The organism is Candidatus Planktophila sp. (assembly GCF_040402275.1).
GTDB lineage: Bacteria > Actinomycetota > Actinomycetes > Nanopelagicales > Nanopelagicaceae > Planktophila.
Window position 1 is genome coordinate 1 of record NZ_JBBAMW010000020.1, and the last position, 14802, is coordinate 14802.

A 14802-nucleotide genomic window follows, 5' to 3' on the forward strand; every position below is an offset into this window, starting at 1 on the left:
TATCTAGTTGAGACTGTGCATTAAGCACTGTAACTAATCCTTCACCTTTGCCAGGTAGTGCGAAGAAAGAACCCCGAGGTAGCGAGGAATCGAGGCGTAGTCGTCCAGTAATTGATACCTCACCTTGTGGCAATGCGGTGACAACTGGTGGAGTTGTTGCTGTTGCACCAGCTTGAACCCAGCCACGATCAACCCAGAAGCTTTTGTTGTCATTTGATCTAAACAGCGTTAGCACTTCATATCCGTACTTGCCGTCGTTGTAACGATTTCGTAGCAAGATTTGTTTGTCAGTATTAAAAGTGCCAACGGCTGAAACAATTTGCCACTCATAATCCGGCAAATTACCTGTCATGGTACTTAGTTCGATTGCAGACTTGGAGATGCGCTCTTCAATCACAGCGTTACGAGCGTGTCGATCAATACCACGGTGATATTGCCATTGCGAACCCCAAAGACAAAAGATGATTAAAAGTAGAGCTATCAGTGATTTGAAAAGAGCCCACGGCTCCTTAGTTTTTTGCGTGGAGGTCATTCTTAATCGAGTGCGAGTGGTTTATCTTCGACTACATCAGCACCGCGTGTAACAGTTTCGCGTCCTGCATTGGCAATTACAACTGCGAAATAGGGCAGAGTCACAGCACCCAAAAGAGCAAACCAACGATATGGACTTGGCAAAATAACGGTCAAAATAAAACAGGCAGTTCGGATCATCATGGAAATGAAATATCGCTTTTGTCGACCAGCTTGATCACGGGTAAGTGCGTTTGGGGCACTTGTGATGTCATAAATCTTCTTTTCTTTGGCCATGTGAGCAAGGGTAGTGCTCGGCGCGCACCTTTGCTTCTTTTGTTTACTCAAAGGTAGCCACTAGGTTTTGACCATGAGTTCAATTGCCTTAGTCACAGGCGGAAACCGTGGAATTGGATTAGCAATCGCTCACTCCCTTAAAGCTGCTGGCCATGATGTTGTTGTGACCTATCGCAGTGGCACTCCACCGCAAGGATTCAAATCAGTCCAGATGGATGTGACCAGTACTGAGAGCGTCGATGCAGGATTTGCCTCAGTCGAAGAACAATGGGGATCACCTGAAATTATCGTTGCAAATGCTGGCATCACAAAAGATGGTCTTGTCATGCGTATGAGCGATGAAGATTTTGAATCCGTCATTGATGCAAATCTGACGGGTGCATTTCGTGTTGCTCGACGTGCAACAAAGGGTTTACTGAAATTAAAGCGTGGCCGTCTGATTTTTGTTGGCTCTGTTGTTGGAGCGGTTGGCTCTGCTGGACAAGTTAATTACTCATCGTCAAAAGCTGGCTTAGTTGGCATGGCCCGATCTTTTGCTCGCGAACTTGGTAGCCGTGGCATCACAGCAAATGTGATTGCACCCGGTTTTGTCGAAACCGATATGACTGCGACATTGGATGAAAAACGCCGTACAGAGATTTCGGCATCTGTGCCTCTTGCACGTTTTTGTACAGCAGAAGAAATAGCTGATGTTGTAACCTTTATTGCATCACCACAAGCAAGTTATATCTCTGGTGCGTTAATTCCAGTTGATGGCGGATTAGGAATGGGGCACTAAGTGGGAATACTTGAAGGCAAAAAGATTTTGGTCACAGGTGTATTAACCGATGCCTCCATTGCATTTCATATTGCTCGACTTGCCCAAGAACAAGGCGCAGATGTCATCTTGACGGGTTTTGGCAGAGCGCTCTCACTGACCACCCGTATTTCAGGACGCTTGCCTAAACCATGTCCTGTCATTGAATTAGATGTTACAAGTGATGCCGATCTTGCAGCCCTTGAATCGCGCGTTCGTGAACACTTCCCAGAAGGCCTAGATGGTGTTGTGCACTCTATTGGTTTTGCACCTGAGGCCGCACTTGGTGGAAACTTCTTAAACACACAATGGGAAGATGTTGCTACAGCTATTCAGGTTTCAGCCTTCTCTCTTAAGTCTTTAACAATGGCTGCCCGTCCATTGTTTAATGGTGGGGGATCAGTTGTTGGTCTAGATTTTGATGGTCAGGTTGCCTGGCCAAAGTATGACTGGATGGGTGTTGCAAAAGCTGCGCTGGAATCAACATCTAGATATCTAGCCAAGGATCTTGGCCCAGAAAATATTCGCATCAACTTAGTTGCAGCCGGTCCTATTCGCACCATCGCCGCAAAATCGATTCCAGATTTCGAGCGTTTTGAACATCTGTGGGATGAGCGCTCACCTATGCGTTGGGATGTTAATGATCCTGTTCCTGCCGCTCAAGCAGTTGTTGCTTTGCTGTCAGATTGGTTCCCCAAGACAACGGCGGAGATCATTCATGTTGATGGCGGCTTCCATGCCATGGGCGGCTAAACGGGACTTTAGGCTCGATTTCACCTTTTCACCCCTGTACGGGTAATCTTTGCCCTAGACCAGTGGCGTTACAACCACTGCAAGAGGAGTTACCGCTCCCACCTTCATCGCCACTAGTGCGGGCTGGTTTGTCGGATAAGAGAATTAACCTCTCTTGCCCTTGCGGTTTTCTTTTGCAGCGCTGTAACACCAAAGCGTTAACGAACCGAAGGAGCACAAAGTCACCACTGAACCTCGCATTAACGATCGAATTCGCACACCCGAAATTCGTTTGATCGGTTACACCGGCGAACAAGTTGGAGTTGTAGATATCGATACAGCGTTAAAGATGGCAGATGAAGTTGGTCTCGACCTAGTCGAAATCGCACCAGATGCTAATCCACCCGTGTGCAAGATTATGGACTTCGGAAAGTACAAGTACGAAGTTGCACAGAAGGCACGGGAAGCGCGTCAGAACCAGACCCACATCGTGGTGAAGGAAGTGCGTTTAACACCAAAGATCGAAAACCATGATTACGAGACAAAGCGTAGCCAGGTTGAGAAGTTTCTTAAGGGTGGCGACAAGGTGAAGGTGACAATGAAGTTCCGCGGACGCGAACAAACGCGACCTGAGTTGGGATACAAGATGTTGCAACGTCTTGCAGAAGACATTGCAGAAGTTGGTTTTGTTGAGTTCGCTCCTAAGCAAGAGGGACGAAACATGACAATGGTTCTTGGTCCAACAAAGAAAAAGACAGAAGCAGTTGCAGAAGCAAAGGCGGCACGCAAGGCCAAAGCCATCGCTGCTGCAGAAACTACCGAGTAAGGGAACATAACCATGCCAAAGATGAAAACACACAGCGGTGCGAAGAAGACCTTCCGCATCACCGGTTCTGGAAAGGTTATGCACGAGCGCGCTGGAAAGCGCCACTTGCTCGAGCGTAAATCTTCACGAGTAACACGCCGTCTATCGACAGAGTCAGCTGCAAAGCCAACTGTCGCCGTCACAGCCAAGCGCATGCTTGGTTTGAAGTAAGGAGCGGTTAAATGAGAGTAAAGCGCGGAGTCCACGCAGCTAAGAAGCGTCGTACAACTCTAGAACGTGCAAGCGGATACCGGGGGCAACGTTCACGTCTTTTCACAAAGGCGAAAGAGCAAGTTACGCACTCAATGGTTTATGCATTTAATGACCGTAAAGATAAGAAAGGCGATTTCCGTCGTCTATGGATCCAGCGCATCAACGCAGGTTGTCGCGAACACGGTCTTACATACAACCGTTTCATCCAGGGCCTAAAGGCTTCAGGTGTTGAGGTTGATCGTCGTGTTCTGTCAGAGCTTGCAACAAATGATCCTGCAACATTCAAGACACTTGTTGATGTAGCTCGCAAGAGCCTTACAGCACTCTAAGTTCCAATAATGATTGAGAGCCTTAACTCGCCACATGTTGCGCGGGTTAAGGCTCTTATTGGTTCTAGGGGCGTAAAGGAGCGAAAAGCCGCTGGCCAATTTGTTGCAGAAGGATTGCAATGCGCCCGCGAAGCACTTGTCTCAAAAAATGGTCCAAAAATTGAAACGCTGTATCTAACCAGCAATGGTCGTGGCAAGATTGAAGAAGTAGCAGATTTGTCAGCCTTTAACCTTGTTGATGTCAGTGATGAAGTCATGAAGGAAATGTCTGAAACCATCACTCCTCAAGGGATTTTGGCGGTGTGCACAATTCCTCAAGCGAACCTAAGCTCAATCACGCTGAATGGCTCTCGTAGATTTATTTATCTTTCAGAGGTGCAAGATCCAGGAAATGCTGGCACGATTTTGCGTTCAGCTGATGCATTCGCAATAGATGCCGTGATTACTTCACCAGGTAGTGTTGATATGTATTCACCGAAAGTTGTCCGTAGCACTGCAGGATCCCTCTGGCATATTCCAGTATTTGAATCTGTAGCTATTGATGAAGTTCTAGCATTGGGAATCAATGCTTTCTCACTTGGCGCTGAGGGTTCAAAGAGTTTGAGTCAGTACCAATTATCGGGGAACACTATTGCCGTATTTGGAAATGAAGCTCGTGGCTTATCGACTGGACAAAAAGTCGATTCGATAGAGATTGTAAGCATCCCAATGCCTGGCAATGCCGAAAGCCTCAATCTTTCGGCGGCGGCATCGATTGTTATGTATCACCTATCAAATATGCAGCCGTAATAAAGGGCTTCAAGATAGAGTTACTCCATGCGCGTTGAGGAGATTTCAACCTGGGTACAAGATGCCCGAAAGGCTTTTGCCTCCGCCACAGATCTAGATTCACTAAAAACCGCCCGACTTGCTCATTCTGGGGATAAATCACCAATTGCTTTGGCATCTCGTGGGTTAGGTGCGCTTTCACCGGAAGACAAAGCAAGTTTCGGCAAAGTCATTGGTGAAGCAAAGGCAGAAATAGCTCAAGCTTTAGCTGATGCAACAGCTGTGCTTGAAGCCGAACGTGATCGCAGAGTATTGCTTGAAGAGGTTGTTGATATCACCTTGCCTGTCAATCGTTCACATCGTGGTGGTTTACATCCGATCACAATCATTAAAAATGAAGTCTCAGATTTCTTTATCGAACAAGGTTTTTCCGTTGAAGAAGGTCCAGAACTTGAATCTGGTTGGCTGAACTTTGATGCTTTAAATATTCCGGCAGATCACCCAGCGCGGACAATGCAGGATACTTTTTTCATCGAGCCAGTTGAATCTGGAATGGTTTTGCGAACGCACACCTCACCGGTTCAAATCAGAACCATGCTTACGCAAGAGCCTCCAATTTATGTTGTGTGTCCGGGTCGTACATTTAGAGCAGATGAGCTGGATGCAACCCACAGCCCGGTCTTCCATCAAGTCGAAGGCTTGGTTATTGATAAGGGCATCACGATGGCCCACCTTAAAGGCACCTTAGATAACTTTGCTCGCCACATGTTTGGTCCAGATGTAACAACACGGCTGCGACCATCTTTCTTTCCCTTCACTGAGCCAAGTGCCGAAGTTGACATCTTCTTTAACAATCGCTGGATCGAATGGGGCGGTTGCGGAATGGTTAATCCAAGGGTGCTTGCAACCTGTGGCATTGATACAGATATTTATAGTGGTTTTGCATTTGGAATGGGGTTAGAACGCACATTGATGGTTCGACACGGTATTACAGATATGCACGACATCGTTGAAGGCGATTTGCGTTTTACTCGTCAGTTTGGAGTGGGCCTGTAATGCGCGCCCCTCTATCGTGGATCAAAGAGTTTGTTGATATTCCAGCATCTGTTACCGCCGAGCAAGTTTCAGATGGATTGATTCGTGTCGGTTTTGAGGTTGAAGAGATCATTAAGCAAGGCGCCGATTTAACGGGCCCGCTAAAGTTTGCAAAGGTTTTGTCTATCGAGGAAATCATCGAGTTTAAAAAGCCTATTCGCTACGTTGGCTTGGATTGTGGTGAAGGTCAAACTCGTTACGTCATTTGTGGAGCAACAAACTTTGCAGTGGGGGATTTAATAGTTGCAGCTCTGCCGGGCGCTGTACTGCCGGGTGACTTCAAAATAGGAGCCCGCGAAACTTACGGTAAGACCTCTAATGGAATGATTTGTTCAGGGCGCGAACTTGGAATTAGTGATGATCACGCAGGCATTATGGTTTTTGCCGAAAGTGAAGTGAGCATCGGTTCCGATGCCATTAAGGCGCTTGAGATCAATGATGTTATTTTTGATATTGCCGTTAATCCAGACCGTGGTTACGCCTTAAGCATCCGCGGTATTGCACGCGAGGTGGCAGGCTCCTTGGGGTTGAAGTTCACCGATCCTGTGGAAGCCTTGCGTACATTAAAGTTTAAAGATACTGGCAAGGGTGTACCTGCAAAGATTGCAGATAGATCGACTGCATCTGTGTTCTACCTGCGCACAATGTCTAACTTTGATCCGAAGGCAACAACACCGATCTGGATGCGCCGTCGTATTGAAAAGATGGGAATGCGATCTATTTCTTTGGTTGTCGACGTTACCAACTATGTCATGTTAGAACTTGGTCAACCTTTGCACGCATTTGATAAGTCAAAGATTAAAGGTGGCTTAACAATTAAGCGTGCAGGCAAGGCCCAGAAGTTTGTAACCCTTGATGGTCAGGAAAGAACCTTAGATGCCGATGACCTCATGGTCTGTGATGATGATCAGCCGCTAGCACTTGCCGGAACGATGGGTGGCTTGTCTTCTGAAATCACAGAGACAACAACTGATATCGCACTCGAGGCGGTGCATTTTTGCCCAGTCTGTATTGCCAAGAACTCACGTCGTCATAAGCTTTCATCCGAAGCATCACGTCGCTTAGAGCGAAGCGTTGATCCATCCTTGGCTGAGTTTGCATCTGCTCGCTTTGTTCAACTGCTGACGGCTCATAGTTCGGCCAAGCATGTGGCAACTGTGGTTGATGGGGAGCCTATTTATGCGCCATTGGTCACCATTGATCCCGCTTTTGTTTCCAGGACTTTAGGCTTTGATATCCCAGCAAAGAAAGTAGCTGAAGTTCTTCGAGTAATTGGTTGCGATGTTGATGAAAAGAGTTTCACAATCGATCCGCCGTCATGGCGAGCAGATCTTTTGACGGCTTCAGATTTCACTGAAGAGGTAGCCCGCATGATCGGCTACGACAAGATTCCTTCTGTGCTTCCTCCACGTCCTTTACACGCAACATTAACGCCGACACAAAAGCGTCGTCGGGCAGTAGCGACGATGCTGGCAAGCCGTGGATTGGCCGAGGTCCAGACATTTCCTTTCACTAATCAAGCAACTATTGATTCCATGGGTTTTGTGGGGGAGCGCGCGGCTACCTACAAGGTTGCAAACCCGATGTCTGAAGAGTTCCCACTGATGCGCGTTCATCTCGTTCTTGGATTGATTGAAGTTGCTCAACGCAATATCAGTCGAGGGGCTAAAGATTTTGCGATCTTTGAAATGGGTTCTATTTTCCGTAGTTCACAGAAGCTGGTTCCTGCTATTTCACCTGATCTTTCTAAGCGTCCTTCAAAAAAGATCATCGATGAGATTTTTGCAAGTGTTCCACCACAGGGATATCACGTTGCAGGATTGCTCGTCGGCAAAACAGAAAACGAAAATTGGCAAGGCAAAGCACGTGCATATAACTGGCAAGATGCGATCGCCTATGCTCAGGATATTTTGGCGCTATGTAACCTTGAATGGACTGTGGCTCGTTCTGATCTAGCTCCGTGGCATCCGGGTCGCTGCGCAGAGTTAATTGTTAATGGAAAAGCTGTTGCACATGCTGGCGAACTTCACCCACGCATTGTTTCCGCTTATGGGCTGCCTGAGCGGTCAGTGGCCTTTGCCGTTGCATTAAGCGCACTGCCCGATTCGGTTCTAGTTCGACCAACAACTGTTGGCACGATGCCAGCTGCTGTTCAGGATGTGGCCTTGATTGTTGATTCAACTGTGAGTGCCGCAGATGTTGACGCTGCATTGCGTCAGGGCGCAGGGGAGTTGCTCGAATCGATCACCTTATTTGATCGCTACGACAAGATTGGCGATGGCAAAATTTCACTGGCCTTCACCCTTGTTTTCAGAGCTCAGGATCGCACCCTTACAGGTGAAGAGGTATCTGCCATGCGTGAGGCAGCCACAGCTGTTGCGGTGTCCAAGTTCGGAGCAGTTGTTCGCACCGCATAATTATGCATAGGATTGCATAATTATAGACAATCGTTTATACTAAATCTATGAAAACGGCGGTCATCGGAGCAAGTGGGTATGCAGGCGGAGAGCTATTAAGACTTCTTGCCATCCATCCACATTTTGAGGTCACAGTCGTAAGCGCACACTCGAATGCAGGGGAGCAGGTCACATCTATTCACCCTCAACTTCAAAGCTATTCAGGTAAAAGTTTTGTAACAGCCGATTCGATCGATTTTTCATCTCTTCATTTAGTTTTTCTTGCCCTTCCACATGGCGAATCAGCTGCCTTGGCCGAAAAGATTCCAGCTAGTGTGAAGATAGTAGATCTTGGTGCTGACTTTAGATTAGAAGATGCTGGGCAATGGGAGAAGTATTACGGCGGAAAGCATGCGGGATCTTGGGTGTATGGATTGCCTGAGCTTGCACCAGGTCAGCGCGAAGCAATCAAGAAGGAAAGCAAGGTTGCAAATCCTGGTTGTTATGCAACATCGATCTCTATCGGAATCTCACCTGCCCTTAACCTCATTGATGTTTCAGACATAGTTGTAGTTGCAGCATCTGGCACAACAGGTGCTGGTCGCAACGCAAAGATCAATCTCATTGGTAGTGAGGTAATGGGATCCCTGACCTCCTATAAATTTGGTGGCGTTCATCAACACACGCCTGAGATCGAACAAGCTCTGTCGGCAGTGGCACAAAAGCAGGCAAAGATTTCTTTCACGCCAATCCTTGCGCCAATGACGCGTGGAATTCTTGCAACTATTACGGCAAAGCTTCACAAGCCATTAACTACGCAACATGCTCATGATCTCTTCTCGAAGCACTATGCCTCTGAATTCTTTGTTGATGTTTTGCCCATGGGGCACATGCCTAAGACAAGTGCTGTGACAGGAAGCAATAAGGTCCAGATACAAGTAGCAGTTGATGAGCACACACAGCGTTTAGTCGTATCTGTTGCGATTGATAATCTTGGTAAAGGTGCTGCAGGACAAGCGATTCAAAATGCGAATCTAATGTGTGGGCTCGCAGAAATTAGTGGCCTTGCACTCGATGGAATCGGCGCTTAGGGCCTGAATATGATTGTCGTAAAATTTGGTGGCCATGCCATGAAGGATGAAAGCGGAAACTTCGCACGAGCCATCTCGGCTGCACAAAAGGCTGGGGAACAGGTAGTAGTTGTTCATGGTGGCGGCCCACAAATCGATGCCGCGCTAAAAGCAAAGGGCATTGTCAGTACATGGGTAGGCGGTTTTCGAGTGACCACACAAGAGATCTTTGATGTGGTCGAGAATGTTCTTGTCAATCACGTTGGAATTGAAGTGGCAGCAACATTAGGTAGGGCCGGGATAAAGGCACAAGCCATCTCTGCCCGCACATTACCAACTGTGATTGCCAATCGACGCACGCAATTAATTGATGGAACACCTGTTGATCTTGGATTCGTTGGTGATGTCCAAAGAGTTGATCCATCAGCGTTGTTCGAGTTATTGGATTTGGGGATAGTTCCAGTTGTTGCGCCGGTTTCTTCAGATGAAGATATGAAAACAGGCTTAAATGTGAATGCCGATTTTGCAGCTGCAGCTATTGCCGCAGCTTTAGGTGCTTCTGCCTTGATAGTTATGACAGATGTTCCAGGTATTTATCGCAGCTGGCCTGATAAAAGTTCGCTCATCGAATTGATTTCTGCAGCCGAACTGGGGTCGATCAAGTCAGGATTTACAGATGGCATGGCTCCCAAAGTTCAGGCCGCACTCGATGCGCTCACTTTTGGTGCACAAGCGGTTCGCATTATTGATGGAACAGACCCCGATAGCTTTGCATCAGCCTTAGCTGGTCGAGGCGGAACGCTGGTGGTTGCATGAGTAACAAGAAGTTTTTAAATCGCTGGAGCAAATCAGTGCAGAATAATTATGGTAAACCGGCACTTACTTTGGTTAAGGGTAAGGGGATAGTTGTTACCGACGCAGACGGCAAGAGCTACTTAGATTTTCTCGGCGGCATTGCAACTAATATCTTGGGTCATGCCCACCCTGCAATTATTAGTGCTGTGACCAAGCAGGTAGCAACACTGAGTCACGTGAGTAATTTTTACGCACATCCAAAGGCGATTGAGTTGGCTGAAAAGTTAACTTTGATGACTGGTGATAAAAACGCAAAAGTATTCTTTTGCCAATCAGGCGCCGAAGCTAATGAGGCCGCGTTAAAGCTTTCGCGTCGCACGGGAAAAGTTCGGATTGTCGCTGCCCAAGGTGCTTTTCACGGTCGCACGATGGGCGCGTTATCGCTGACAGGACAGCCTTCTAAAAGGGAACCTTTCTTGCCCTTAATCAAGGGTGTTAAGCATGTTCCTTTTGGAGACATCGAAGCGATGCGCAAAGCGGTAAGCAAGAAAACTGCAATGGTAATTATTGAACCCATTATGGGAGAAGCTGGAGTAATAGTTCCTCCGGAAGATTATCTACAACAACTACGTCAACTATGTGACAAGAACGGATCACTACTAGTTATTGATGCTGTGCAGACTGGTATGGGTCGAACTGGCGATTGGTTTGGATATGAATATTCAGGCATTACACCCGATGTAATTACCTTAGCCAAGGGTTTAGGTGGTGGCTTGCCATTAGGAGCCATGATTGCATTAGGAAAAGCGGCAGAGCTTTTTCAACCAGGAGATCATGGTTCTACATTTGGCGGAAATCCAGTAACAACTGCAGCAGGCCTTGCTGCGATTCAGTTCATTGAGGCAAAGGGCATATTGAGAAAAGTTGAAATGCAGGGTGCATATTTGATCCAAGAACTAGCACTCATCCCGGGTGTCAAAGAGGTACGTGGGGCAGGGTTGTTACTTGGAATCGAACTCGAAATATTAAAGGCATCTGATGTATCAGATGCGATGCGGGATGCAGGAGTTCTTGTCAATGCAGCCAACGCAACAACTATTCGTATTGCACCTGCCCTGATTGTTTCAGATGCTCAAATCACCAAATTTATCTCTATCTTCAAGAAGGTGATTGCAGATGCCAAGTAGTGCCCAATCCGTCTCAGCTCGCAGAGCAAAAGCAATTACATTAATTAAATCTGGTGTTGTCCATTCACAATCAGATCTCGTCGTTCTTTTGAAAAAAGCTGGATACAAAGTAACGCAAGCAACTGCTAGCCGGGATCTTGAGGAGATTGGGGCGGTACGTGCCCGCAACAAAGATGGCGACAGTACCTATCAAATCCGTGAAAGTGCAGATTCTGCAATCGTTCGCAGCACACCGCTTCCTTCAAAGTTAATTTTATCCGTTGATCACAGTGCCAATCTGGCTGTTATCCATACCCCTCCAGGTGCAGCGCAGTTTTTGGCGAGTTCGTTAGATCATGCTGGTCTAACAGGCGTTATTGGCACTATCGCTGGAGACGACACGATTATCTTGGTATCGAAGAAAGCAACAGGTGGGGCCCATTTAGCGAAAGAATTACTTGTTTACGCACAAGCAGATGGAAAGAGGAAGTAATGGCTCTCTGGGGTGGACGATTTACGCAAGGAGCTGTGGAATCAGTTTTTGCGTTGTCTAGAAGCGTGCATTTTGATTGGCGTTTGGCCCCTTATGACCTGAGGTCATCAAAGGCACATCTTGCGATCCTGAAAAAAAGTGGGTTAATCGCTGCTAAAGATGCTGAAGCTATTGCACAGGCACTTAACGAACTGTCTACCGAAGTAACATCTGGAAAATTTGTAGCCAGCGATTCTGATGAAGATGTTCATAGCGCACTAGAGCGTGGGTTAACAGAAAAGCTCGGTCCCGTCGGGGGAGCACTTCGTGCTGGCCGATCACGCAATGATCAAGTAACTACTGATCTGCGACTTTTCTCGATTGATCACCTGCTGGAAATAGCTCGGCTAATTACCGCACTGCAGATAGCAATCCTGGAAAAAGCAGCAGAGTATGTAAAAGATCCTGCTCCGGGCTTCACACACATCCAACATGCCCAACCAGTTTCATTTGGTCATGAATTAGCAAAGCATGCACATGCTTTTGCTCGCGATTTGGATCGAATTAACGACTGGCTTGCACGAACATCTGTGAGCTCCTTGGGTGCAGGCGCATTAGCTGGATCATCGCTAGCACTAGAGCCGGCATTTACGGCCAAGAATCTTGGTTTTGCTTCGACATTTGCAAACAGCATTGATGCCGTTAGCGATCGTGATTACGTTGCCGAAGCCTTATTCATTTGCGCAATGATCGGCAATCACTTGTCACGCATTGGGGAAGAGTGGACTCTGTGGGCTTCACAAGAGTTTGCTTGGGCAAAGGTCTCAGATGCGTATTCAACCGGTTCTTCAATCATGCCGCAGAAGAAAAACCCAGATATGGCTGAACTTGCTCGTGGTAAATCAGGGCGACTTGTTGGCAATCTCATGAGCGTTTTAACAGTGCTCAAGGGTTTGCCCTTTGCATACAACCGTGATTTGCAAGAGGACAAAGAACCGTTGTTTGACAGCATCGACACTTTAATGTTGGTGTTGCCTGCAGTTACAGGAATGATTGCAACAACTGATTTTGATCGCGAGAAGATGGCGCTTGCAGCACCAGCAGGGTTTTCACTTGCAACAGAAATTGCTGATTATCTTGCAAAAAAGAGTGTTCCATTTGCTGATGCGCACGAGGCAGCTGGAAAGTGCGTAGCAATGTGTGAAACAACAGGTCGTCAATTACATCAGTTAACTGATGCCGAATTTCTGCAGGTTCATCCTCGATTAGACGGGGGAGTACGTGATGTTCTTACAGTCCATGGCGCCATTAATTCCCGCACAACATCTGGTGGTACTGCACCTGTCCTTGTAGCTGCCCAAATCAAAGATGCTTTAGCCGCCAATTCCAAGACCAAGAAAGAAATTGCCAGCAAGCACGCGGCATTTTCAGAGATGATGAGCGCATGAATCTAATCGAAGACCTTCGCTGGCGTGGCTTATTAGCTCAGACAACGGATGAAAAGGCGTTGCTCGAAGCATTAAAGAAGCCAACAACGCTCTATGTGGGCTTTGACCCAACTGCGCCCTCACTGCACGCGGGAAACTTAGTAGTTCTGCTAGTGCTGCGCCGCTTTCAATTAGTAGGCCACAACCCCATCGCTTTAGTTGGAGGAGCCACTGGCTTAGTGGGCGATCCCAGCGGGAAGAGTGAAGAGCGCACACTTAATAGCAATGAGATTGTTGAAGGATGGGTCAATCGTATTCGCAAGCAAGTATCTGCATTCTTAGATTTTGACGCACCTAAGAATCCTGCGGCAGTTGTCAATAATCTTGATTGGACATCACCGCTGAGCGCGATTGAATTCTTGCGTGATATTGGTAAGCACTTCAGTGTTAACCAGATGCTTTCCAAAGATTCCGTGTCAGCACGTTTAGAAGGAGGAGGAATTTCATATACCGAGTTCTCCTATCAAGTTTTACAGTCCTATGATTTCCTAGAGCTCTATCGTCGTAACAACTGCACATTACAAATTGGAGGTTCTGACCAGTGGGGAAATATCGTCGCCGGTTTAGATCTCATTCGTAGAGTTGAACAAGGTAGTGGTCATGCTTTAACTGTTCCGTTGTTGATGAAAGCAGATGGAACGAAATTTGGTAAGACGGCAGGTGGCTCTGTATGGCTAGATCCGGAGATGACTTCATCGTATGCGTTCTTCCAGTTCTGGCTAAACAGTGATGATAAGGATATTATTAACTTTTTGAAGGTGTTTTCCTTCAAGTCTCATGCCGAAATTACTGAACTTGAAAAATCACATAATGAAAATCCTGGTTTACGCGAAGCGCACCGCGCACTTGCACGTGAATTAACTTCACTTGTGCACTCAGAAGAGACAACACAACGTGTTGAAGCGGCTGCACGCGCATTATTTGGACAGGGTGAGCTTTCTGAACTAGATGAAGCCACACTTGCATCAGCACTTGCTGAACTTCCGCGCACTACGGTGTCATCTTCTGAAGAGATTCCAACCTGGGTTGATCTCTTAGCAGCAACTGGCGTTGTTGAGTCGAAATCAGCTGCGCGTCGCATCGTAAAAGAGGGTGGTGCTTATCTCAATAATGAGAAGATTTCGGGAGAAGATTTCAGACCCTCAAAATCTGACTTTTTATGCGGAAAATATGCGGTTTTGAGAAAAGGCAAGAGAGACCTCGCCGCCGTGGAGTTAACCTAAAAGCCTCTAATTTGCCCTGAAACCTTAGCGGGCATGCATAATTCTCTATTTGCAGTGTTTTGTATAACTGAACGGCATATCAGTAACCCGATTTGACCGGTCCCGCGGGGGTATGTATAGTTACGCTCCTTGCTGGGAACGGACGATTTAGGCCGGACAGTAGGCGTCGAAGATCAAGTAATTGAGCTTCAGCCAGACCAAGTACTTCATTTAGGCCAGTTTGACCGAGCCTGCGTGCATGCACTAAGTTTGGCGATCTGCCCTGAAAATTAGGAGAAATCCTAAGAAGCAGTGCGCATCCGTACCTTGAGAACTCAACAGCGTGCCATAAGTCAATGCCAATAGTGGCTTAGTTCGTCATGCTTTAAATAGCGAAAAATCATTGTTTTACAGTGCTTTTTGATTGATTAACAACCACGGCAAATATATAAATACCTCAATGAGGTATAGCCATAAAAAGCTATACCCGTTGATTTCCTTTGGTATATAAATGACAAATTAAACGACAGTTTGTTTGTCTGATCGCCAAGATGAAAACTTTCTATGGAGAGTTTGATCCTGGCTCAGGACGAACGCTGGCGGCGTGCT

16 protein-coding genes are annotated in these 14802 nt (G+C 46.9%); 14 read left to right on the forward strand and 2 right to left on the reverse strand.

Annotation, left to right across the window (positions count from 1 at the left end; genetic code table 11):
- Together AC9UEY_RS04830 and AC9UEY_RS04835 are read right to left on the reverse strand one after the other, a co-directional pair.
- The coding region (locus tag AC9UEY_RS04830; RefSeq protein WP_509538527.1) for an SURF1 family protein at positions 1-532 on the reverse strand (532 nt) is incomplete at its 3' end.
- Between the two features lie 2 nt (positions 533-534).
- Positions 535-807, reverse strand: a complete 273-nt coding sequence (locus tag AC9UEY_RS04835; protein ID WP_509538530.1) for a DUF3099 domain-containing protein — start codon at positions 805-807, stop codon at positions 535-537.
- A gap of 73 nt (positions 808-880) precedes the next feature.
- Here AC9UEY_RS04835 and fabG point away from each other — a divergent pair, with 73 nt between their 5' ends.
- From fabG to tyrS, 14 genes are all read left to right on the forward strand, one after another.
- Entirely contained in the window at positions 881-1585 is a 705-nt protein-coding gene (gene fabG / locus AC9UEY_RS04840) for a 3-oxoacyl-ACP reductase FabG (protein WP_509538533.1), read from the forward strand.
- Positions 1586-2356: an enoyl-ACP reductase FabI gene (gene fabI, locus AC9UEY_RS04845; RefSeq protein ID WP_509538536.1), complete on the forward strand. Its 771-nt coding sequence runs from the start codon at positions 1586-1588 to the stop codon at positions 2354-2356. It begins immediately after the preceding gene.
- 238 nt (positions 2357-2594) lie between these two features.
- Complete coding sequence (gene infC, locus AC9UEY_RS04850) at positions 2595-3161, forward strand: translation initiation factor IF-3 (protein ID WP_509538566.1); 567 nt, start codon at positions 2595-2597, stop codon at positions 3159-3161.
- 12 nt (positions 3162-3173) lie between these two features.
- Complete coding sequence (rpmI, locus tag AC9UEY_RS04855; protein ID WP_029018543.1) at positions 3174-3371, forward strand: 50S ribosomal protein L35; 198 nt, start codon at positions 3174-3176, stop codon at positions 3369-3371.
- An 11-nt stretch (positions 3372-3382) separates the two neighbouring features.
- On the forward strand, positions 3383-3742 hold the full coding sequence (gene rplT / locus AC9UEY_RS04860; protein ID WP_509538539.1) for a 50S ribosomal protein L20: 360 nt from the start codon (positions 3383-3385) through the stop codon (positions 3740-3742).
- A gap of 9 nt (positions 3743-3751) precedes the next feature.
- The gene (locus AC9UEY_RS04865) at positions 3752-4531 is read left to right on the forward strand and encodes a TrmH family RNA methyltransferase (RefSeq protein ID WP_509538542.1); all 780 of its coding nucleotides are present in this window, start codon (positions 3752-3754) and stop codon (positions 4529-4531) included.
- Between the two features lie 27 nt (positions 4532-4558).
- On the forward strand, positions 4559-5566 hold the full coding sequence (gene pheS / locus AC9UEY_RS04870; RefSeq protein WP_509538544.1) for a phenylalanine--tRNA ligase subunit alpha: 1008 nt from the start codon (positions 4559-4561) through the stop codon (positions 5564-5566).
- Positions 5566-8022: a phenylalanine--tRNA ligase subunit beta gene (gene pheT / locus AC9UEY_RS04875; RefSeq protein WP_509538547.1), complete on the forward strand. Its 2457-nt coding sequence runs from the start codon at positions 5566-5568 to the stop codon at positions 8020-8022. Before pheS ends, pheT begins: the two co-directional genes overlap by 1 nt.
- A gap of 47 nt (positions 8023-8069) precedes the next feature.
- The gene (argC, locus tag AC9UEY_RS04880) at positions 8070-9092 is read left to right on the forward strand and encodes an N-acetyl-gamma-glutamyl-phosphate reductase (RefSeq protein WP_509538550.1); all 1023 of its coding nucleotides are present in this window, start codon (positions 8070-8072) and stop codon (positions 9090-9092) included.
- Between the two features lie 9 nt (positions 9093-9101).
- A complete protein-coding gene (gene argB, locus AC9UEY_RS04885) occupies positions 9102-9887 on the forward strand; it encodes an acetylglutamate kinase (RefSeq protein WP_509538552.1) in 786 nt (261 codons plus the stop codon).
- Positions 9884-11053, forward strand: a complete 1170-nt coding sequence (locus AC9UEY_RS04890) for an acetylornithine transaminase (protein ID WP_509538555.1) — start codon at positions 9884-9886, stop codon at positions 11051-11053. The genes argB and AC9UEY_RS04890 overlap by 4 nt, the downstream gene beginning before the upstream one ends.
- Positions 11043-11525: an arginine repressor gene (locus tag AC9UEY_RS04895; protein ID WP_509538558.1), complete on the forward strand. Its 483-nt coding sequence runs from the start codon at positions 11043-11045 to the stop codon at positions 11523-11525. The genes AC9UEY_RS04890 and AC9UEY_RS04895 overlap by 11 nt, the downstream gene beginning before the upstream one ends.
- Positions 11525-12952: an argininosuccinate lyase gene (gene argH / locus AC9UEY_RS04900; protein ID WP_509538560.1), complete on the forward strand. Its 1428-nt coding sequence runs from the start codon at positions 11525-11527 to the stop codon at positions 12950-12952. The genes AC9UEY_RS04895 and argH overlap by 1 nt, the downstream gene beginning before the upstream one ends.
- A complete protein-coding gene (gene tyrS, locus AC9UEY_RS04905; protein ID WP_509538563.1) occupies positions 12949-14214 on the forward strand; it encodes a tyrosine--tRNA ligase in 1266 nt (421 codons plus the stop codon). The genes argH and tyrS overlap by 4 nt, the downstream gene beginning before the upstream one ends.
- The last annotated feature ends 588 nt before the right edge of the window (positions 14215-14802 follow it).

Excerpts from the sequence above, each read along its gene's own strand:
- argC (WP_509538550.1), top strand. The coding sequence starts at position 8,070 with ATGAAAACGGCGGTCATCGGAGCAAGTGGGTATGCAGGCGGAGAGCTA.
- rpmI (WP_029018543.1), top strand. The coding sequence starts at position 3,174 with ATGCCAAAGATGAAAACACACAGCGGTGCGAAGAAGACCTTCCGCATC.
- pheS (WP_509538544.1), top strand. The coding sequence starts at position 4,559 with ATGCGCGTTGAGGAGATTTCAACCTGGGTACAAGATGCCCGAAAGGCT.
- AC9UEY_RS04890 (WP_509538555.1), top strand. The coding sequence starts at position 9,884 with ATGAGTAACAAGAAGTTTTTAAATCGCTGGAGCAAATCAGTGCAGAAT.
- argH (WP_509538560.1), top strand. The coding sequence starts at position 11,525 with ATGGCTCTCTGGGGTGGACGATTTACGCAAGGAGCTGTGGAATCAGTT.
- AC9UEY_RS04865 (WP_509538542.1), top strand. The coding sequence starts at position 3,752 with ATGATTGAGAGCCTTAACTCGCCACATGTTGCGCGGGTTAAGGCTCTT.
- AC9UEY_RS04835 (WP_509538530.1), bottom strand. The coding sequence starts at position 807 with ATGGCCAAAGAAAAGAAGATTTATGACATCACAAGTGCCCCAAACGCA.
- pheT (WP_509538547.1), top strand. The coding sequence starts at position 5,566 with ATGCGCGCCCCTCTATCGTGGATCAAAGAGTTTGTTGATATTCCAGCA.
- argB (WP_509538552.1), top strand. The coding sequence starts at position 9,102 with ATGATTGTCGTAAAATTTGGTGGCCATGCCATGAAGGATGAAAGCGGA.
- AC9UEY_RS04895 (WP_509538558.1), top strand. The coding sequence starts at position 11,043 with ATGCCAAGTAGTGCCCAATCCGTCTCAGCTCGCAGAGCAAAAGCAATT.
- rplT (WP_509538539.1), top strand. The coding sequence starts at position 3,383 with ATGAGAGTAAAGCGCGGAGTCCACGCAGCTAAGAAGCGTCGTACAACT.
- tyrS (WP_509538563.1), top strand. The coding sequence starts at position 12,949 with ATGAATCTAATCGAAGACCTTCGCTGGCGTGGCTTATTAGCTCAGACA.
- fabG (WP_509538533.1), top strand. The coding sequence starts at position 881 with ATGAGTTCAATTGCCTTAGTCACAGGCGGAAACCGTGGAATTGGATTA.